The 18,471-nt window shown below is 53.8% G+C and carries 24 protein-coding genes; 17 read left to right on the top strand and 7 right to left on the bottom strand.

Features of this window, described 5'->3' with window-relative positions:
• The first annotated feature begins 423 nt into the window (after positions 1-423).
• From YWK_RS0108170 to YWK_RS0108140, 7 genes are all read left to right on the top strand, one after another.
• The gene (locus YWK_RS0108170) at positions 424-1,965 is read left to right on the top strand and encodes an amidase (protein WP_026964413.1); all 1,542 of its coding nucleotides are present in this window, start codon (positions 424-426) and stop codon (positions 1,963-1,965) included.
• A gap of 11 nt (positions 1,966-1,976) precedes the next feature.
• Positions 1,977-2,150, top strand: coding sequence for an SH3-like domain-containing protein (locus YWK_RS22450; RefSeq protein ID WP_245578557.1), 174 nt, complete (start codon positions 1,977-1,979; stop codon positions 2,148-2,150).
• Positions 2,128-2,577, top strand: coding sequence for an SH3-like domain-containing protein (locus tag YWK_RS22445; RefSeq protein WP_342664238.1), 450 nt, complete (start codon positions 2,128-2,130; stop codon positions 2,575-2,577). The genes YWK_RS22450 and YWK_RS22445 overlap by 23 nt, the downstream gene beginning before the upstream one ends.
• On the top strand, positions 2,498-2,662 hold the full coding sequence (locus YWK_RS22440) for an SH3-like domain-containing protein (RefSeq protein WP_342664237.1): 165 nt from the start codon (positions 2,498-2,500) through the stop codon (positions 2,660-2,662). Before YWK_RS22445 ends, YWK_RS22440 begins: the two co-directional genes overlap by 80 nt.
• Before the next feature lie 711 nt (positions 2,663-3,373).
• On the top strand, positions 3,374-4,009 hold the full coding sequence (locus YWK_RS0108150) for a succinate dehydrogenase/fumarate reductase transmembrane subunit (protein WP_026964411.1): 636 nt from the start codon (positions 3,374-3,376) through the stop codon (positions 4,007-4,009).
• Positions 4,006-5,832, top strand: a complete 1,827-nt coding sequence (locus YWK_RS0108145) for a fumarate reductase flavoprotein subunit (protein WP_026964410.1) — start codon at positions 4,006-4,008, stop codon at positions 5,830-5,832. The genes YWK_RS0108150 and YWK_RS0108145 overlap by 4 nt, the downstream gene beginning before the upstream one ends.
• A gap of 16 nt (positions 5,833-5,848) precedes the next feature.
• On the top strand, positions 5,849-6,589 hold the full coding sequence (locus YWK_RS0108140) for a fumarate reductase iron-sulfur subunit (RefSeq protein WP_026964409.1): 741 nt from the start codon (positions 5,849-5,851) through the stop codon (positions 6,587-6,589).
• Between the two features lie 68 nt (positions 6,590-6,657).
• Here YWK_RS0108140 and YWK_RS18930 read toward each other — a convergent pair whose 3' ends face one another.
• Together YWK_RS18930 and YWK_RS0108130 are read right to left on the bottom strand one after the other, a co-directional pair.
• Positions 6,658-7,035 carry an SET domain-containing protein-lysine N-methyltransferase gene (locus YWK_RS18930; RefSeq protein WP_156909080.1) on the bottom strand — a complete coding sequence of 126 codons (378 nt, stop codon included), beginning with the start codon at positions 7,033-7,035 and terminating at the stop codon, positions 6,658-6,660.
• Between the two features lie 64 nt (positions 7,036-7,099).
• Positions 7,100-7,474 (bottom strand): S-adenosylmethionine decarboxylase, encoded by a 375-nt coding sequence (locus YWK_RS0108130; RefSeq protein ID WP_026964408.1) that lies wholly within the window; start codon positions 7,472-7,474, stop codon positions 7,100-7,102.
• Between the two features lie 247 nt (positions 7,475-7,721).
• Between YWK_RS0108130 and YWK_RS18925 the strand changes: the two genes are divergently transcribed.
• The 9 genes from YWK_RS18925 to YWK_RS0108085 all read left to right on the top strand — a co-directional run bounded on the left by YWK_RS18925 (position 7,722) and on the right by YWK_RS0108085 (position 14,487).
• Entirely contained in the window at positions 7,722-8,354 is a 633-nt protein-coding gene (locus YWK_RS18925; protein WP_051375361.1) for a DUF6438 domain-containing protein, read from the top strand.
• Positions 8,355-8,663: 309 nt separating this feature from the next.
• Positions 8,664-9,548 carry an ADP-ribosylglycohydrolase family protein gene (locus YWK_RS0108120; protein WP_026964407.1) on the top strand — a complete coding sequence of 295 codons (885 nt, stop codon included), beginning with the start codon at positions 8,664-8,666 and terminating at the stop codon, positions 9,546-9,548.
• A gap of 97 nt (positions 9,549-9,645) precedes the next feature.
• A complete protein-coding gene (msrA, locus tag YWK_RS0108115) occupies positions 9,646-10,194 on the top strand; it encodes a peptide-methionine (S)-S-oxide reductase MsrA (protein ID WP_026964406.1) in 549 nt (182 codons plus the stop codon).
• 314 nt (positions 10,195-10,508) lie between these two features.
• Positions 10,509-10,886 carry an SPW repeat domain-containing protein gene (locus YWK_RS18920; RefSeq protein WP_051375360.1) on the top strand — a complete coding sequence of 126 codons (378 nt, stop codon included), beginning with the start codon at positions 10,509-10,511 and terminating at the stop codon, positions 10,884-10,886.
• A 291-nt stretch (positions 10,887-11,177) separates the two neighbouring features.
• Entirely contained in the window at positions 11,178-11,627 is a 450-nt protein-coding gene (locus tag YWK_RS0108105; protein WP_026964405.1) for a hypothetical protein, read from the top strand.
• Between the two features lie 5 nt (positions 11,628-11,632).
• The gene (locus YWK_RS18915) at positions 11,633-12,550 is read left to right on the top strand and encodes an FAD:protein FMN transferase (RefSeq protein WP_084453570.1); all 918 of its coding nucleotides are present in this window, start codon (positions 11,633-11,635) and stop codon (positions 12,548-12,550) included.
• Positions 12,538-13,191 carry a ferric reductase-like transmembrane domain-containing protein gene (locus YWK_RS18910; RefSeq protein WP_051375358.1) on the top strand — a complete coding sequence of 218 codons (654 nt, stop codon included), beginning with the start codon at positions 12,538-12,540 and terminating at the stop codon, positions 13,189-13,191. The genes YWK_RS18915 and YWK_RS18910 overlap by 13 nt, the downstream gene beginning before the upstream one ends.
• A 28-nt stretch (positions 13,192-13,219) precedes the next feature.
• Positions 13,220-13,954 (top strand): CDP-alcohol phosphatidyltransferase family protein, encoded by a 735-nt coding sequence (locus YWK_RS20920; RefSeq protein WP_026964404.1) that lies wholly within the window; start codon positions 13,220-13,222, stop codon positions 13,952-13,954.
• Positions 13,955-14,118: 164 nt separating this feature from the next.
• A complete protein-coding gene (locus tag YWK_RS0108085; RefSeq protein WP_156909078.1) occupies positions 14,119-14,487 on the top strand; it encodes a hypothetical protein in 369 nt (122 codons plus the stop codon).
• A gap of 58 nt (positions 14,488-14,545) precedes the next feature.
• Here YWK_RS0108085 and YWK_RS0108080 read toward each other — a convergent pair whose 3' ends face one another.
• Positions 14,546-14,860, bottom strand: a complete 315-nt coding sequence (locus YWK_RS0108080; protein WP_026964402.1) for a thioredoxin family protein — start codon at positions 14,858-14,860, stop codon at positions 14,546-14,548.
• Positions 14,861-15,032: 172 nt separating this feature from the next.
• Entirely contained in the window at positions 15,033-15,470 is a 438-nt protein-coding gene (locus tag YWK_RS0108075) for a heavy metal-binding domain-containing protein (protein WP_026964401.1), read from the bottom strand.
• A 298-nt stretch (positions 15,471-15,768) separates the two neighbouring features.
• On the opposite strand from YWK_RS0108075, the gene YWK_RS20915 reads away from it, so the two are divergent.
• Positions 15,769-16,302, top strand: coding sequence for a C40 family peptidase (locus YWK_RS20915; RefSeq protein WP_051375357.1), 534 nt, complete (start codon positions 15,769-15,771; stop codon positions 16,300-16,302).
• Between the two features lie 55 nt (positions 16,303-16,357).
• Here YWK_RS20915 and YWK_RS0108065 read toward each other — a convergent pair whose 3' ends face one another.
• The 3 genes from YWK_RS0108065 to YWK_RS0108055 all read right to left on the bottom strand — a co-directional run bounded on the left by YWK_RS0108065 (position 16,358) and on the right by YWK_RS0108055 (position 18,463).
• Entirely contained in the window at positions 16,358-17,338 is a 981-nt protein-coding gene (locus YWK_RS0108065; RefSeq protein WP_026964400.1) for an aldo/keto reductase, read from the bottom strand.
• A 26-nt stretch (positions 17,339-17,364) separates the two neighbouring features.
• Entirely contained in the window at positions 17,365-17,895 is a 531-nt protein-coding gene (locus YWK_RS0108060; RefSeq protein WP_026964399.1) for a GNAT family N-acetyltransferase, read from the bottom strand.
• A 256-nt stretch (positions 17,896-18,151) separates the two neighbouring features.
• Positions 18,152-18,463, bottom strand: coding sequence for a hypothetical protein (locus YWK_RS0108055; protein WP_156909077.1), 312 nt, complete (start codon positions 18,461-18,463; stop codon positions 18,152-18,154).
• Between the last annotated feature and the right edge of the window lie 8 nt (positions 18,464-18,471).

Here is an 18,471-nt window from a genome sequence, read left to right as displayed (position 1 = left end):
GTAACGAAGGTATCGAGTAGATTATATAGGTTTTTAATTAAAATAAAATGAATATTCAGTCTATTGCAGGCGGAATTGAGTGTCTCTTACTCCTCTAATGGATTAGTACTAATTGCGGTTCGTCATGCCATTCATTTCAGGGGGCACTCTCTGCGACTGCTCTTAATATTTACGTTGAATTGCGGGCATATTATATGGCGGATTGTATCACGCGCTGTCACGCCTATCAAGTGCTGGGAAGTCACGGTCTACATCGCCCATTACACCAACAGTAGTTCCCACTCAGCTTCTGCAAGTCCCCCAAAAAATTGCACCAACGTCAGCCGGAGCAGCCTAAGAAACTGGTACCAAACAGGCATGGACCAATTTCGGTACGCATATCCATAGCAAGTACAAAATGCTACGTAGTTTAGGAGGGTGAGTATGGCAAAATCTCCAACGAAAGCCCAAATTTCAGACATCGCGTCTCGTTTCGGTTTATCTCTTTCCGAAGATCAGCTGTCATTCTACCACGAATTAATCGCGAACCAGGTCATGGAATCTTTTCAGAGACTAGATCAACTACCGGAACCAACGTTGCCTGTCAAGTATCCACGTACTTCAGGATATCGACCAACCGCAGATGAAAACCAGCTCGGGGCTTGGTATTGGAAATCAGAAGTGCGTGGTTCTCATGAAGGTCCTTTATCGGGGAAGACGATTGTTTTGAAGGACAACATTGCGCTCGCTGGCGTCCCCATGATGAATGGAACAAACGTCCTGGAAGGATATGTGCCGAATATCGACGCAACGGTCGTCACTCGAGTGCTGGATGCCGGAGGAACCATATTGGGCAAAGCGGTTTGCGAAAGCCTGTGTTTCTCCGGGGGAAGCCACACCAGTGACACCGGTCCCGTGCGGAATCCATACGATACCACTCGGTCTACCGGAGGTTCATCCAGTGGCTGTGCTGCGCTCGTCGCGAATGGAGAGGCCGATATGGCGATTGGTGGAGACCAAGGTGGCTCTATTCGCATGCCGAGTTCCTGGTGTGGGATTTACGGGCTGAAGCCAACGCACGGTCTCGTTCCATACACCGGTGTGTTTCCAATTGAAATCACTTTGGATCACGTCGGGCCGATGGCGCGAAAGGTCTCCGACGTCGCGCTCCTACTTGAAGTGATTGCCGGGGAAGACGGTCTCGATCCGCGCCAACACGGCACCCTAAAACCTGAAAAGTACACGGAGTCCTTGACCGGAGACCTTCGTGGGCTTCGAATTGGCCTCGTTCGGGAGGGTTTTTCCTGGGACGGCATATCCGAACAAGATGTGGATGAGGCTGTATTACAGGCCGCACATTCTTTTGAACGTCTGGGTTGTGAAGTAAAATCCGTGTCGATTCCTCTGCACAGAGAGGGAGTCCATATTTGGAATGGTATCGGCCTGGAAGGTACAGCTTCTCAAATGCTGATTGGAAACGCCATGGGCACCAATTGGAAAGGTCACTACGCGACAAATCTGCTTGACTTTTATGGACGTGGATGGCGGGCAAGGGCCAATGACTTGTCGGAAACCGTCAAGATGACGCTGCTGGTGGGTGTCTACTTGCACGAAGCATACCATGGTCATTACTATGCCAAAGCACAGAACGTCGCCAGACTGTTAACGGCCGCGTATGACCGAGCACTACAGGATGTAGACCTTTTGGTCATGCCGACGCTTCCATTTAAAGCCACCCCAATCCCAGAGTCCGATGCGTCACTTCAGGAATATTTCTCGAGAGCGCTTGGGATGCTGCAAAACACAGCTCCCTTTGATGTCACAGGCCACCCCGCGATGACTGTGCCCTGCGGGATGTCTGAAGGACTTCCGATTGGGATGATGCTCGTTGGCAGAAGGGGTGCAGAGTCCACGATTTTGCGCGCAGCAGACGCATTCCAGAATCAAATCTACGCTGCCCCAATTCCTTCTTACCAGAACCGATAGGAGGTGCGCCATTGAACGGTATCCACGATGTTGGAGGTATGGATGGGTTTGGGAAGGTAATGTATGTAAACGAAAAAGACCATCCTTACTTCACTCATGATTGGGAAAAAATTGCTTTCGGACTTTTGTTTGGAACAGCGGGACAAGGACTGCTCAACCTGGATGAGTTCAGACAATGGCATTGAACGAATGCGTCCAGTGGATTATCTGACGTCATCATATTACGGTCACTGGATTGCGACCATCGCAACAAACTTAGTTGAAAAGGGAATATTGGACCCCGAAGAACTCGAAGCTCGAACACAAGCATTTCTCGAAGAGACAAACACAGAAATACCCCGTCGGGAGAATCCGGCATTAGCGGATCAACTGCAGTACGTTGCCAAAGTTGGCGCGTCTACTCTCCGCGAAACGTCCTCTCCGCCGCGGTTCCAGGTGGGAGAGCGAGTGCGGACAAGAAACCTGAACTCATCCGGTCATACAAGATTACCTCGTTACGCCCGTGACAAGTATGGTGTCGTCGATACGCACTATGGGGCCCATGTTTTCCCTGATGACCACGCGCATGGAAGAGGAGAAAACCCCCCAACATCTCTATCGCGTACGTTTTGAGGCCGAAGCGTTGTGGGGAGTCAAGCAGAAGGATGCAGTGTATTTGGATCTTTGGGAAGGTTATTTGGAACCTGCTTCACACTAGACACTTGTGAAGAAGCGTTGCTGCAATCCATTCATCTCAAGGCTGAGCCAACAAAGAACGCCTGATATTGTGTTTGGTGACCAACCGAATGCCCAAGTATCAGGGGATAACTACACATGCATGTAAGAAAGAACAACAAGTGAAACCAGATCACCCTGACAGCATGAGTTGTCGGGTCAAGCACCGCGGTCATCGCACGGCCAGAGTATGCGATGACCGCGGTGTTGCGTTTGTCCACCTCAGAGAGCCAACCGGTGTCCATCCTCTCCCCTGACAACAATTGCCGCATGAAGCTCGCCACATTGTCATACCGATGCACCGCCCCTGCATACGTATCAACTAAGCTCGTGCATCCGAGAACCTGGCATGTATCCCTGCTCCCGCTGACATCAAGTGCAAAGTCGTCGCTTTGGGTCAATCTGAGACCTCACGATGTGGAGGAGATCTGCATGGGAATCTCAAGTTGTTGTGGAGCCCCCCTTGTGGTCGAGTTTCATAGCGACACCACAAATTTTTCGGATGACGACTACGACCTGAAAGTTCCGGTGTGGGTGTGCTCGATGTGTGGAGCGATTGTCGACAGGGAATCATCAGCAAGACATTCAAACCAGAGTGAACCCGACACAAAGTGAGGTGAGGGCTGGACTCTAGCGCACATAGGTCAGAGGACGGGTATGTGGCCGTGGTCCAGTACGAGGGGAGGGACGAAGCATGCAACTTCAAAAGGCCATGGCCCACAATCCACGGATGGACGTCATTGTCGAAGGAATCCAGATGGTGAGTGGGCTCTTGCTGGTTGTTTTTTTATGGACTCATATGCTGTTCGTGGCCGCAATTTGGCTTGGGGTGAACGCGTTTAATACCCTCGCCCACTTCATGGATGTGTTTGGACTGCTACCGGCCACCGTTGTATTTCTGATTCTCGTCATCGGCGCGCACATCGGCGCGGTCATCCGCCGTGTACCGAGGCAATGGCAAGAGCAAAAAATCTTGTGGAGGCACGCCAAGCTGATTCACCACAGTGATACTTGGTCCTGGCTGTTTCAGGCCATCACGGGTACAGCGTTGCTGGCTTTGGCGATTGTGCACATGGCGGTGGTGACCTACGGCGGAATCGACGCAAATCTCAGTTCTTCCCGCGTCCACGGCGGGTTTTTGGTGTTCTACGCTGTACTGTTGTTGCTCTCCGAATACCACGCGAGCGTCGGGCTGTATCGCGTCTTCGTGAAGTGGGGATGGGTGGACAGACACAGCCTAAAACGGGTTCTCACTGTCGTCAGCCTGTTGACCGTGGTCATCGGCGCAGTGACATTGTGGATCTTCTATGTATTGGGGGCAAATGCATGAGCCACTACGATTCCTATGTCACGGATGTACTGGTCATTGGCGCTGGTCTCGCGGGTGAGCGGGCCGCTGTAGAGGCGGCGACGCAGGGACTGAACGTCATCATTCTCAGTCTCGTTCCTCCACGCAGGTCTCACAGTTCCGCGGCACAAGGGGGAATGCAAGCGAGCTTGGGGAACACGGCCATGGGAAAAGGGGATAGCCCGGACGTTCATTTTATGGATACCGTCAAGGGCTCTGACTGGGGGTGCGATCAAGACGTCGCCCGCCTATTTGTGAATACCGCGCCAACCGCGGTGCGTGAAATGGCCCACTGGGGCGTCCCGTGGACGCGGGTCACGATGGACAAGAAGATCTACGACGGAAAAGAAATCTACGAAGATCCCGAAAAGGTGGGGCTCATCGCAGCCCGCAACTTTGGTGGAACGGCGAAGTGGCGGACGTGCTATACGGCGGACGGAACTGGACACACGCTCTTGTACACGATGGACAGCATGGTGCTGAAACTCGGCATCACGGTTCACGACCGGGTGGAAGCGCTCAGTCTCATCCATGACGATGAGCAGTGTTATGGCGCGGTCGTTCGTTGCTTGCGATCCGGCGACCTGCGGGTCTACACGGCAAAGACGACGGTGATTGCGACCGGAGGGTACGGGCGGTTATATGGGGCTTCTACGAACGCCATCATTAACGAAGGCAGTGGCATGGCGCTCGCGCTGGACACCGGAGTGGTACCACTGGGCAACATGGAGGCGGTCCAGTTTCACCCGACCGGCATTGTCCCCTCCTGGATTCTGATTACGGAGGGGGCCCGCGGAGACGGGGGTTATTTATTAGATAAAAACCTACATCGATTCATGCCCGACTATGAACCGGTGAAAAAGGAGCTCGCCTCGCGGGATGTGGTTTCACGCCGCATCATGCAGCACATTCGGGATGGATATGGAGTGGAGAGCCCATATGGTGAGCATGTCTGGCTGGACATCCGCCACTTGGGTGCCAAGCACATCAACACCAATCTGCGCGAAATTGCGAACATATGTAAGAACTTCCGCGGGATTGACCCGGTCACCGACCTGATCCCGGTGCGGCCCACCCAACACTACAGTATGGGTGGCGTCCGGACCAATATTGACGGTCAAGCCTATGGACTCCGAAACTTGTTTGCACTGGGCGAAGCCGCCTGTTGGGACCTGCATGGATTCAACCGCTTGGGCGGCAACTCGCTGGCCGAGACGGTGGTGGCAGGGAAAATCGTCGGTCATCAGATTGCCAGGTACACCAAGGAAGTATCGCCCGATGTAAAGTTCTCGCTGATGGAGGAGCACTTGCATCAACAGGTGGATCGTGTGAAGCGGCTCCAAAGCTGCCAAGATGGAACAGAAAACGTGTACCAGCTGCGGCGTGAGATGGAGGGCATCTTGAGCCGCAATGTCGGGATTTTCCGGTCGGAGGGGCCTCTGCAAGAGGCGGTCAGCGCACTGCATGACTTGTATGAACGCTCGCTACACATTGGACTTCGCGGTGGAGGCCAGGGGGGCGATCCGGAGTTGGGCGCAGCCCTCCGCCTACCTGGGATGATACGGCTCGCGTACTGCATTGCCCTCGGTGCCTTGGCCCGTGAGGAAAGCCGCGGGAGCCACTTCCGGGAGGACTTTCCAAAGCGCGATGACGAGAACTGGCTCAAGCGGACCCTCGCATATTGGCCACCCGGGGCAGATTCGCCCGTCTTGCAGTACGAACCTGTGAAAATCACCGAATCTCCACCCGGAGACAGGGGGTATGGAGAATCGAGCCGTGCTTCTGCCACAGACAAACCGCGATGATTGGGGGGAGAATATGATGCATGCGCGGACATTGACCATTCGAATTATGCGATATAACCCGGCTGAACCAGAAACGAAACCGTACCTGCAAGACTTTCAACTCACCGAAGAGCCGGGGATGACCTTGTTCGTCGTTCTCAACAAGCTGCGCGAGGAGCAGGATCCCACCCTGCGGTTTGACTTCGTTTGCCGTGCTGCCATTTGTGGATCGTGCGGAATGTTGGTGAACGGAAAACCGACACTCGCGTGCAAAACGCTGACCAAAGACCTACCAGAGACCACCACGCTGCTGCCGCTGCCCGTCTTTAAACTGATTGGTGATTTGTCCGTCGACACGGGCGTGTGGTTTCGGGACGTTTCACTCCGTACCGAGTCATGGATTCATACCGATACAGTGTTTGACCCAGATGCCGAAGAAGAACGGATGGATAACGACGTCGCACAGAAGATCTACGAAGCGGAGCGGTGCATCGAGTGTGGCTGCTGCATTGGTGGGTGCGCTACGGCGAACATCAAGCCCAATTTTATCGGCGCGGCAGGGGTAAACCGTGTGGCTCGGTTCATGTTGGATCCACGGGATCAACGGACGGACCGGGAGTACCTTGAACTCGTTGGGACGGACGACGGGGTTTTTGGATGCGTCGGGTTGATGGCTTGTGACGACAATTGTCCGGTTGGTATTCCGCTTCGCGATCAACTCGCTTACGTACGCCGCAAGATGGCTCAGTCCGCTTGGAATTTAGGCAAAACCAAGTGATTGCGCTTTTTACAGAGACTGCTACCATGCGTAACAGTCTCTTTTGTACGTTTGGTAGGGAATGCTAATTATTTTGCGTGAAGCTTTGAATTTACGAGTTTCCCCACAATGTGTCCCCGGCACTGATAGGACCCGCATTGGCAGTGAAAACTTCGGAATAGCTGGTCTTCCGTAGATTCATAGTCCATGGTAATGAAATCGCTGGGTTGAATGTCTTTTGTCGCCCAAAACGTCTGACTGTCCATGTCGACCGTTGTATTCGGATGGCAAGAATGAAGTATCTTACCCATAAAAAACGGATCTTCGATATAAACCCCGGGTCTTTTTTGCAACGTGTACAACGTTTGATGGGTCAGCAAAGCACCATCAAACCGGCAAATGAGTTCTCCTTTGCCAAAAAACGTTGTTGCCACGACGCCCTCGCCAAACGTTGGCTGATATTTCATCGAAAATTTGTCTTTGGTCGGTTCGTTGGGGTGAATTCCGATGGTGACGGGGTAAAACCTTTCATCACTCTCGAATGGTGGTTTGGTGTTCAATGCGTTCCGGTGAAAAAAACGATGAAACGCTTTCCACGACTTGATCCACTGAAAAATCCTTGCAACTGAAGACATCCAGATACCCCTCTCGATGCAAGTCGTTTGTGTGCAAGGTGATACTGCTTGTGTAAATGAGCTGAACAGCCGATAACCCAATTTCGTCTCCTTCACCGAAGCGGAAACACTGGCATTCTCCAAACGCTGTCATATCAATGTCCTGCACCAACGCAGAGATAAAGGTTTTCACCTTTTCTATGCTTAGGATGTTTTCATTGCAGTGGACCAGGTGCAATAAAGCGTGTCTCCCGTAACACAACTTCCCATCGTGGTAAATTCTCTTGTACATGGGAATGCCTCTCTTCCACTTTTGAGATTGTGTATCATATTGCGGCACACCCTGCATTGTCTAGGCTGTAACGGAAAGAAGGAGGGGAATGAAGCCTACTTTGACGAACTCTTCAGTCACAAACAAATGATTGGGTAGAGCATCGGTGGAGACCAATCTTGGGTACGCATGGACAACAAGCGGGCATAGACGGAAGTTCTGGGGAAACAGATGCTGAAATGAATATGGACAACGGGGGAGGCAACGCATGTTCAAGCGACTTCGGCTGGCTCGTACACCCTGTGGCGGGCACTGCCCGGTGTACGAAGTAGAGGTGCAACATTCAGGGGAAGTGAAGTATTGCGGGCGGGACTTTGTCACAGAGATTGGGGAACGCCAGTGGCGCATCTCTGCTCAGAAGGTTCGTCAACTCGAAGAACTGATTGAATGGTTTGATTTTCGTGGTTTTCGCTATGATCCACAGCCAGACGGCTCGGCTACGGATTTTTCGTCCTGTATCATTTCAGTAGAGTTGCTCGATGGCGCGACGCACGAGATTCATCATAACTACGGACATGGCTTGTCAGAGGACGTCGCGGGTCGACTGAACCGATTTGAACATCGCGTAGAATCCATACTGGGTATCCAAAGATACGTCCGACCGCCGTTCTATCGATATCGCGTAGCGTATTGTGGAGAGAAGCCAACCTTGTATCCTGAGCTCGTCGTGGTGGCACGAAACGTGCAGGAGGCCGTGCAAGTGGCTCACATGCACACGTTTCACGAGCAGTCGTTGGTTCGCCAGGAATGGCGCGTGGACAAGTTGGGGCGCGCCAGGCAGGATTGTTATCAGCCGTATGTGGCGGCCCCTAAGGCGCTCGGGCCATGGGCGATGGGATAAATGCAAAAATACGCCCCCAAAGCCCCGATCGGAGCTTTGGGGTGCAGGTCCGGAATGGTGGAGCATTCTTGCTGTCGTATGACAACCGCCATCCACAACCAGATGACTTCCCCGCCTGCCACAATCTTTACCAACACCAAAACCATGGGCAAATGACAATAAAGAAGATGAATACGAACGGATCCAGCAGCACGTGAACGGGAACGGCTTCCTGTGTGGAAAGCAGCCGTCGAACCGGTGGGATCCGCTGAATCCGTCAAAGAATCCGGCGTGCACGACGTCAAGGACGAGCGTCCATGACAAGGGGGGATGGGTGTGATTGACAAATTCAGGGGCGCGCTGTACGGAGTGGCGATAGGGGATGCGCTTGGGGGCACGACCGAATTTATGACGGCGTCGGAGATTCAGCAGAAGTACGGTCGTGTCACGGACATCATAGGCGGCGGGTACTGGAACCTCGAGCCGGGTGAGACCACGGACGACACCGCCATGACCATGGCGGTCGCGAGGGGGATTCTGAAAGACCCGGATCATCCTATACCGCAGATTGGGCAGGAGTTTCTCGCCTGGGCGGCCACGCGTCCGAAGGACATCGGGAACATCATTGCTCACGTCTTCCGCTTGTATCAAGGCGACTGGTTCGCAGCGGCCGAACGTGCGCATGAGGAATTGAACGGACTGACGGCAGGGAACGGATCCTTGATGAGGTGCCTGCCAGTGGCGCTCGCCTACGCCGATGTGTCGCGGATGGAAGAAGTGACGGTACTGCAGTCGAAGATGACGCATTGGGATTCGCTCGCGGACGAGGCCTGTCGGGTGTACAATCGAATTGCAAGTCGCATGCTGAGAGGGCAACCCTTGCCAAGTGCACTCGCCGCAGAAGTCCAGGGAACCCGGTACGAATCGGCGCTGTACGTAGAGCCAAATGTGGTGCCGGACGGGTTTGTGGTGCATACGTTCCAATGGGTTGTACACATTCTCAGCACGACGCCGGATTTTGAACAAGCCGTGCAGTTTGCCGCCAACCTCGGGGGTGACGCCGACACCATCGGCGCCATTGCTGGAGGTTTGGCCGGACTGGACTGCGGATTTGAGGCCCTTCCAGCGCGTTACGTAGAGAGCATCCTGGTTGGAAAGGAGCTCGACGAACTGGCTGTGGGACTGCACCGCTTGTATACGAAATCCGAACGGTGAGCCTGTTTCGCTGAATGGAGTTGGTACCGACCGAACGGGATCGGTGGTTTTTCAGGTATCTGTTGACTCCCGTGATTCAGGGCAAGGAGGAATCGTCATGGCAGAACAGACGAATCACAGCCGCCACGAACTGGCGACGTTCGCCGGTGGTTGCTTTTGGTGCATGGTGAAGCCGTTTGACCAGTGGCCCGGTGTCATCAAAGTGACGTCCGGGTACACGGGCGGGCATAAAGAGAATCCGACGTATGAAGAGGTTTGTTCCGGTACCACCGGACACCGGGAAGCGGTTCAGATTGAGTTTGACCCTGAGGTGTTCCCGTACGAGAAGTTGCTCGAGGTGTACTGGCAGCAGATTGATCCGACGGATGAAGGCGGCCAGTTCTACGACCGGGGCCCCTCGTACCAGACAGCCATCTTCTACCACAACGAACGCCAGCGGGAATTAGCGGAAGCCTCCAAACGTGCGTTGGAGGCGAGCGGGCGTTTTGACAAGCCGATTGTCACCCCGATTCTGCCGGCAGGGCCGTTTTACCCGGCCGAGGAGTACCACCAGGACTTCTACAAGAAGAATCCTCAACGCTACCAGGCGTACAGCAAAGCGTCCGGACGTGAAGCGTTTATTGAGAAACACTGGTCGAACAAGTGATGGATGCAGTGCCGTTGAATCACCCCCGACTGTATAGGGCAGCTCGGGGGTGATTTGTGTTCAAATCCATCGGGTCACGCGTCTCGCTGCCGGTTCGTAGAGCATGGTGCAGGGAGTCAATCCATCACATCTAAAAGATTATGTAAAATAAAGAGAGCGGTTGAAAGAGCGGGCTAATTGATTTACACGGACACTTTTTGCTCGCTATTCGTCAAAAAAGGTCAACATCTGCTTTGACGCGGATACGCCTTCGGGACTACTTTGAAAGTGGAATCCGGATTCCAAGAATGTATGCTTTGGAAAGGAGGAGCAGCATGATGATGTGGAAAAACTGGGTCAATGCAGTCATCGGTTTGTGGTTCATCGTTGCGCCGTGGGCACTCGGATTCTCCGATAAAACGGCAGCGGTTTGGACGAGTGTCATCTTCGGTCTCGTTCAGTTGATTGCGTCCGCGTGGGCGGCCACGGAAAAGAACCATACCGGATGGAAGTCTTGGCAGAACTGGGTTTCTCTCATCATGGGTGTGTGGTTCGTCATCCAACCGTTTGCTCTTTCCTTGAACTCCGGCGAAAAGTGGAGCAGCGTCATTCTGGGTCTCATTACGGTGTTGCTGAACTTGTGGAGTATGTCTGACGCCGCTGACCACGGATGGGCCGGCTTCGGATCCACAAAGAAAAAGTCTACGACGTAATGCACGCGTGAACTCATTCTGAATACATTTGGATGGGCGCACAGTTGTTGTGCGCCCTCATTTTTTTGCACCGAATGGATGCCGCCATGTCGGCCGCTCTGACGACATCGCTTCCACAATCTCTCCACATTCCTTCCAATGTGTCTCCACATAGAGTGGATAGAATGATTGAAGAGCGGAGTACGTGCCCGGGTGCGCGTTTGCCTCGGCTTGCTCACGTGATTGGAAACGTCTTTCGTGAGACGGCGATGTCGCGTTGGTGAATGCCCACGCTGAAAGGGGGAAGGGTCGATGCAGGATGAAGAGAAGAAACGAGAACAACATCGGCGACGGGCGAACCGCGCCCGCTGGCTGTCTGTGCTGTCCTGGGGAACGGTCGTGACTTCCATCGCGGGGTTTTTCGCCATTTGGCACGGAGTGAGCACCTCGTCCTCGAGTTCTTCCAGCACATCCTCCTCTGCACCACAACAGTCCAGCGGGGGAGGAGCAACGGGGCAGTTTGTGGATGGGCGCCATCATCATCGATATGGAAGCAGCGGTGCGGATGGCTTCGGCGGCCCGAGTGGATACGGAAGTTCAGGCCCCTCCAGTTCCGCGGGCTCAGATGGATCCGGTGATGGTGCGGGGGCTTCAGATGGAGGGCAAGGTGCCTGGTCTTTCGACGGAGGTGGCAATCCGGGAACCGGAAGCGCCGGGATTGCCCCAGGTCAGACGCCAGACTTTAGATCGGGAGCATCGTAATCCGCATGAAGATGAGGTCCTTTCGCGCGATGGGGACGGACGTACAGATTGCCATTCATGCACGGGCGTGCCACTCGGAATCGATGGTTGAGCAGGTGCTGGACAAGGTTGTCGGCATGGTCCATGACATGGAGCAACGGTTGTCCCGATTTCATCCGACGAGTGACATCTGTCGAATCAACCGAGGCAGAGGCCAGTGGGTTGAGATCCATCCTGCGACGTTTGAGGTGCTGCGCCTGGCCAGAGAGGCATTCCTATGGACAGACGGCTTGTTCCATCCTTGTCTCGGCGCGGTGCTCGAGCACATGGGATATGACGTCTCGTTTGACAGGCGCCGTGAACCGAATGAAGCCCCGGTGGTTCACGTTCACCCCGTCATCTCGGCGCGATGCCCGTACGAACTCTCTCCAGATGGGCGACACTGCCGAGTGGATCCGGGTTTTCAACTGGATGTGGGCGGCATCGGAAAAGGGTGGATTGTCGAGCAATGCGCCGGGGTTCTGCGAGACAGCGGGTTTGAGGACTTCGTGGTCAACGCGGGCGGCGACGCGGTGTGTGAGGGAAGAAACGGTGAGCGCCCGTGGCTGGTCGGGATTGAAGACCCCTTCTCGCGTACGCAGCACGCGCTGACCCTGACCCTGGATTCGTTGTCGCTCGCGACCAGTGGAACGTACAAGCGGCGCTGGACGCATCACGGCAAAACGGTGCATCACCTCATCGATCCACGCACTGGCCAACCGTCTTCATCCGACATTGTATCCTGCACCGTCGTTCACCCGAGTCTCGTTGCAGCAGAGGTGATGGCGAAGACCTGCCTGCTCCTTGGCAGCGTCGAGGGCATTGCGTGGTTGTCAAGCCGTGCGCAACGTGGATGGGTCGTGGTCAAGAACACGGGGGAGGTGATGCACGCTTGGAACTCGTGAATGAACGCCAGGTCGCGCCGCTTGTGTTCGGTGGCGTGTTTGTCTTGCTGGTGATTGCCGGATCTTATGGTTTGGTACACCTGATGTACCCGACGGGGGCTGCGCAGAACAAAGTCTTCTGGTACCTCGAGCGGGCTGCCGGATTCACGTCCTATGAACTGCTGTCGCTCACGGCCATCCTCGGTGTGACAAGTCGGAGCGGAATCTGGGATAGATGGAAGTTGCGGTACCTGATGGCCCAGCTGCACCAATTTGTATCCATTTTGTTGCTGGCGTTTATCGCCCTGCATCTATTTGGGTTGCACGAAGATGCGACCATCCCGTTTCCGTGGACCAAGTTGCTTGTGCCGTTTGCTGCTACGTATCGTCCTCTGCCGACTGGTTGTGGTGTCCTTGCATTGTATGGCATTCTTGTGCTGGTTTTCACGTCGTGGATTCGAGACAAGATTGGCGTGAAGTTCTGGAAGTCTATTCACTTTCTTTCCTTTCCGACGTTCGCGTTGGTGACCCTGCATGGACTGCTTTCCGGTACGGACTCGGGGTCCCGTCAGGCGTTGTGGTTGTACCTGGTCCCTATCCTTTTGTTTGCCATCGGGATGTCCACAAGAATTCGAAAAGCTTCCATACGCCATTCGGCATGAACAGGGGTGTTTGAAAGGTGGGTGTCGCGTGAAGTTTACAGACACATATTTGTTCCGTTGTGCCAATAATCCATATATCCGGTTCCCCAAGCCATGGGATACCTATGTTACGTTGCCTCTGTCTGTGCCCATCTCTGAATTCCTCTGTAAGACCCGGCTGACGCCGAACATGGTTTCTGTGATGTCGTTGCTGGTGGCGTGCGTTTCGGCTGTCTTTTTCTACTTGGGCGATTGGGTCTCCCTCGTTATCGGCGCACTGATCTTCCATGTTTCGTACATTTTAGATTGTGTGGATGGCTACATGGCCCGCAAGAAAAAGATGGCTACAAAGTTTGGGCACTGGCTGGACCACACGTTTGATGAAGTGAAAAAGCCGATTTTACTCCTGGCATTGCTGCTTGGCCAGGACGCGTTGGGCGCCGGAAACTGGTGGGGATGGGCCGCTGCACTGTTATACCTCTTCTCCCGGGTTCTGGTGAAGACAGACAGTACGGTCAAGTGGGACTTCGGCCCTGCGCGGACAGACCTGGAAGTCACCGGTGAGTCGGGAATGTTGCTCAGCCCGCGGCAAAAGTGGCTGTTCCACCACTTTGGCATCGTTGTGTTGTTTACTTCGATTGAGGCACAGGCACTGGCGTTTGTCGTGGGCCCAATGTTCAACGCTCCCCTGACCGGCATCGCGCTGGCGGCCGTCTTGTCACTGGTTTGGTTCTTCTACGTGGATGGGATTCGATTCTGGAAAAGGCATTTCATCCAAGCGTAAAGCCTCGTGCCACGACTCTAGTACCTCTTGTATCTGACGTGGAAAGTCAGAGGAGAGGTACTTTTTTCATATCTGGATTCATAGACTCAGTGATAGATGATGTTTTGCCATCCATCCACGATGGATGCGGTTCGGACGTAGAACACAGATCTGAGGTGACAGGTATGAAATTTGTGGTGTTGATGTTGAGTTTGCTCGTTGTCTGCGTCTGTGGGTGGCAAGCTTTGATGCTGGCGAGCTATGGGGCAGTGAATCAGATTCCGCAGCTGGAGGGGGACGGCGGAGCAGGTTTTGTCTTCGCGCTGCTGTGCCTGATCTCTGGCATTTTCACGTTGGTGAGATGGAAAGTGTCTATGGTACTGTTTGTTCTGTCGGCCGCAGAGGGGATGTTCAGCGGGTGGGTATTCAGCGACGTGCAGATGGCGGAGTGGGCTGCAGCCCCCTTGCTGCTCGCTGCACTGACGTACGTGATTTTTCGCAACAGAACCACTGGGGCTCAGCTTCATACGGCAGTACAGTCTTCGAGACGTTGACCTCCGAAAATGCGTCAACGGACCTCGTCGAGCTCGTTCGCTCGGGAGGTCCGTTGTTTTACAGTTGTTGCAGGAACTCTTCAATTTGTTCTGGGGTTTTGGTGTACTTACTGTGCAAATGTGCAACCTTTTCTCCGTTCTTGAAGACGAGCAGGCTTGGGACCCCCATCACCTCGTACTTTTCCGATAGGTCAGGGAAGTCTTCGCCGTTGATTTCGTACCACCGCAAATCGGAGTGTTTGGCGATGATGTCGTCAATAAACGTGTTGAGCTTCCTGCAGTCCGGGCACCACGTGGTGTAAAATTTCACTACTGCCAGGCTGTCTTGGGTTGTCGCCTCCTGAAACTCGGCGTGCGACTGTATGCTGACCACGAACGTCACTCCCTTGTGTATCGCTACATATACGATAGCACGTCCGGCGTATCATTGCAGTATGCAAGACTGCGGATGCACCGTCGCACCACCTACAAGTCAGCATGCCGGTTTGGTGGCAGTTTCACACCAGCCCTGTGCAAATGGGACGACCAACGCGGTCAGCGCAATATCACACGTCTAACTGTGTTTTACCGCTCGTCTCGCTGGCCGCATCCATCACGACTTGGAGGCGTGAAGGTTGTGGTGTCCAGTTCGGATCGCGCTTGATGGCAGTACCGGTCGCCGTCACTTCCATCAGGTCTCCGTGGTGATTGACAACAATGTCCACGCCTACGACGCCGTCTGCTCCGAGTCTCGCCGCTTCTTCTTCCATGCGGCGCAACGCGAGGCTCCGTGCGTCGTACATGAGCTGGGTCAACTCTTTGATTTCACCTTTGATGAGACCGCGGGCCCAGGACTTGATGCCGCCGGTCACACCCATGGAATACACGGAGTTGCCGAGCACAAACCCGACGGGGATGTACCCTTGATCTCGCAATAACCAGAATTCTTGACCCGACAAGTCGGACGTGAACGGCCGTCCCGTGCGGCTGCCTTCATATGCCATCCGGACATCCTCCTTTGGTTGCACCACTGTGTACGCTTGCGCTGTGAGCAGAACGCCGGTGCGCTTACCGGAGTCGCACACGATAATACAAATGAAGTGTTCATCATGAAAATACCAAATCAAGGTGGAGGAGTGCTATATAAATGTGAGACAATGCGGGTGGGGAATCACACCCAAGAAATCAGATTACAACCCGAATAGCTATGTATGTTGTTGTGTGGTGAATCAGAGTGGGATGCGCGCTTCTTTGTGATGTATTCCAATATCGGTATCAACCATGGGGAAGTGAGGGCAAACAGTGAAAACCCGGTTCAAAATGATTGTCAGTGGACTTCTGGGGGCGACCGTGGTCTTGATTGGGGTGGCCGCATTCTATGTGTGGCAGCATCTGCGGCAGCCTGCCGCAAAACCGGCATCAGGTTCAAACGTGGTCATCCAGGTCGTGTCCTCCAAGCCCGTGAACTCCTTGCAGCAAAACCAGCAGCAAAGCCAGGTGTATTCCGCGGTCCAACAGATGCTACAATCGCCTGCGACAGCCTCGTTGGATGCGTCCGGATTTGTGCAGTCCGTGTATGCCAAGGTGGGTGTGCAACTTCCGAGGACGATTGCGGAACAAGCACAAACCGGGACCATCATCAACAGTGCAACCGACCTCCAACAAGGAGACTTGGTCTTCTTTAACCTCGACAACACCGGCGGCACCGCGACGTTCGACGGAATTTACCTCGGTGGCAACCAATTCGCGGCCATGACCACCCACGGTCTGAAGGTCATCAGCTTGAGTGATCCGTACTGGTCGGGCAAATTTATATATGGTCGACGTGTGCTGTAAAGTAAAACCACCCGTGTTGGGTGGTTTTTCTCGATTCCCTACAAACTCCTAAAACTCAGGGCATCCCTTTGCCGCGTGCGGTAATCCAAAGGTCGTACCACTCCTCGCGAGTGAGTTCAATGCGCGTGGCCTCTCCGCACGCACGAATTCGTTCCGGATTCGTGGTACCAATCACAGGTTGGATGCCTGCGGGGTGTTTGAGTAACCAGGCCAGTACGATGGCTTCTCGGGTCGTGCCCTTCTGGTTGGCGTAGTCTTGAACTTTTTTGGCCGTCGCCTTCACGGTGTCGGGCTCATTGTCCAGCGCGCGCCCGGTGTACAACCCTTGTGCTAAAGAACCCCAAGACTGAATCTGTATGTCCTCCATACGGCAATACTCAATGGTACCTTCCGGAAAGATATCGTCTGCGGCCGGTGCTTGATTCAGGTTGATGCTCGCATCCACCCAGTTGTGGTGGTACAGGCTCAACTCCAGTTGGTTCACGACAATGGGGACATCGAGGTACTTCTGCAAAAGCTTCATCTGCGCCGCGCTCATATTGCTCACGCCGAACCAGCGGACTTTTCCTGCATCCTTCAGCTTTCGGAACGCTGAGGCCACCTCTTCCGGATCCACGAGCGGATCTGGACGGTGCAACAGAAGAAAGTCCATGTAGTCGATGCCGAGTCGCGAAAGTGAACCTTCCACCGTCTGAAGAATGTTTTCCTCAGAGAAATCAAAGCGGGTAAACGGGGCCTTGTCGTCCGCAAAACGAATGCCGCACTTCGATTGGATGAAAATCTTGTCTCGCAGGCTTTTTTGTTCTTTGAGAATCTCGCCAAACACTTGCTCGGCTTTGCCGGATTTGTAGATATTGGCGTGATCAAACATGTTGATACCGATGGACAACGCTGCGTCCACGGCTTCTCGTCCCTGTTTGATTTGCTCTGCAGTCAATGGACCCTGATCAAACCAGTCTTTTCCTCCGAATCCCATACAGCCTAAAACCAAAGTACTCACAGGAATATCACGGCGATGAAGCGGTAAAGTCCTCACGTGTATTGACCTCCAAACGCGTGTTCTCAACCTTGATACGTTCCAAACTCTATAAGTGTCCGCCACCCGTATCCGACTTCGGGCACGTCTTCATCTCCAAGCGTGATGGTGCGCTCGAAAAGGAATTGTCCACCTAGTGATTCGTAGAACCGCCGTGCACGCGTGTTCTCCTTGAACACCAGGACATACATGGACGGTACACCGGCATGCATCAGCTCATTCGCCACCGCTTGCACAAGCTGTCTCCCGATGCCGGACCGATGATATGGCGGTAAGATGTAGATTCCGTACAGTTCGCCGACGTACCCAGGGACATGTTCACGCGCGATGCCGGCCATGGCGTAACCGACCACGGCGCCGGCCACTTCTGCGACGTAGATGAACGTCCGTAAGTCGTCACGACGCAACAGACGCTGAAATCGATCCGCCGCTTTCCCGACGTCCAGGTTCTCCAGAACCGAGTCTGGTACAATGCCACGTTGGGTCGCCTGAAATGTGTTCACGTTGACGTTTGCAATATCGGGAACATCGGCCGATGTGGCTCGTCGTAGGTTCATGCGCATGGCTTCTCCTGCCCATGTGGTGCTGGGACGATTTTCATCCCGTACCCGAAAAAACTCCTACTGCATAACTCCATTCTAACATTACGAAAAATTCATGGAACAGAGCAAGTTGCAAAACAACGACAAATGGTCTGGAGAATGTAACAAAACAATCCATGGAACATGCGAAAGACAGGATTCAGGTCGTGCCATTTGGGTGTGGATACGCAAACAGGGACGCCATGGACAACGAGGAGGGGGCTTGACAGTGTCAAACCATGTCAATCGATTTAGGTCTATATACTTCGAAGATTTGAACCGTGGGTTCCCATTGAATGTTGTCGCCAACCATCTCTTTGAGCTGATCTGCGATGGCTTTGTAGGACAAGAATGCATCGTCTCTGGTTTCCCACCACGAAATCGACTCGTACTCTCCGTTTTCGTAGTCCGCCAGCAATACAACGTCGATAAAACCGTTCATCTGCTTAGATTTTGCGGCCAATACGTTCACGATGTGCTGCACTTCCCACGCGGAATCCGGACCGAAGACTGCTTTAATCACCCGTGCATACATTTTTATCACCTGTGTCA

Origin of the sequence: Alicyclobacillus pomorum DSM 14955, from assembly GCF_000472905.1 — a bacterium.
GTDB classification, from domain to species: Bacteria; Bacillota; Bacilli; order Alicyclobacillales; family Alicyclobacillaceae; genus Alicyclobacillus_A; species Alicyclobacillus_A pomorum.
This window is presented reverse-complemented; position numbering and strand designations above follow the sequence as displayed.

Coding starts and splice junctions, on each gene's coding strand:
- YWK_RS18920 (WP_051375360.1), top strand. CDS start 10,509: ATGATGATGTGGAAAAACTGGGTCAATGCAGTCATCGGTTTGTGGTTC.
- YWK_RS0108120 (WP_026964407.1), top strand. CDS start 8,664: ATGGGTGTGATTGACAAATTCAGGGGCGCGCTGTACGGAGTGGCGATA.
- YWK_RS0108075 (WP_026964401.1), bottom strand. CDS start 15,470: ATGGCATATGAAGGCAGCCGCACGGGACGGCCGTTCACGTCCGACTTG.
- YWK_RS22440 (WP_342664237.1), top strand. CDS start 2,498: ATGGGGCCCATGTTTTCCCTGATGACCACGCGCATGGAAGAGGAGAAA.
- YWK_RS0108140 (WP_026964409.1), top strand. CDS start 5,849: ATGCATGCGCGGACATTGACCATTCGAATTATGCGATATAACCCGGCT.
- YWK_RS22445 (WP_342664238.1), top strand. CDS start 2,128: ATGAGTTCAGACAATGGCATTGAACGAATGCGTCCAGTGGATTATCTG.
- YWK_RS0108085 (WP_156909078.1), top strand. CDS start 14,119: ATGAAATTTGTGGTGTTGATGTTGAGTTTGCTCGTTGTCTGCGTCTGT.
- YWK_RS0108060 (WP_026964399.1), bottom strand. CDS start 17,895: ATGAACCTACGACGAGCCACATCGGCCGATGTTCCCGATATTGCAAAC.
- YWK_RS0108170 (WP_026964413.1), top strand. CDS start 424: ATGGCAAAATCTCCAACGAAAGCCCAAATTTCAGACATCGCGTCTCGT.
- YWK_RS18925 (WP_051375361.1), top strand. CDS start 7,722: ATGTTCAAGCGACTTCGGCTGGCTCGTACACCCTGTGGCGGGCACTGC.
- YWK_RS0108130 (WP_026964408.1), bottom strand. CDS start 7,474: ATGTACAAGAGAATTTACCACGATGGGAAGTTGTGTTACGGGAGACAC.
- YWK_RS0108105 (WP_026964405.1), top strand. CDS start 11,178: ATGCAGGATGAAGAGAAGAAACGAGAACAACATCGGCGACGGGCGAAC.
- YWK_RS18915 (WP_084453570.1), top strand. CDS start 11,633: ATGAAGATGAGGTCCTTTCGCGCGATGGGGACGGACGTACAGATTGCC.
- YWK_RS18930 (WP_156909080.1), bottom strand. CDS start 7,035: ATGAAATATCAGCCAACGTTTGGCGAGGGCGTCGTGGCAACAACGTTT.
- YWK_RS0108150 (WP_026964411.1), top strand. CDS start 3,374: ATGCAACTTCAAAAGGCCATGGCCCACAATCCACGGATGGACGTCATT.
- msrA (WP_026964406.1), top strand. CDS start 9,646: ATGGCAGAACAGACGAATCACAGCCGCCACGAACTGGCGACGTTCGCC.
- YWK_RS0108145 (WP_026964410.1), top strand. CDS start 4,006: ATGAGCCACTACGATTCCTATGTCACGGATGTACTGGTCATTGGCGCT.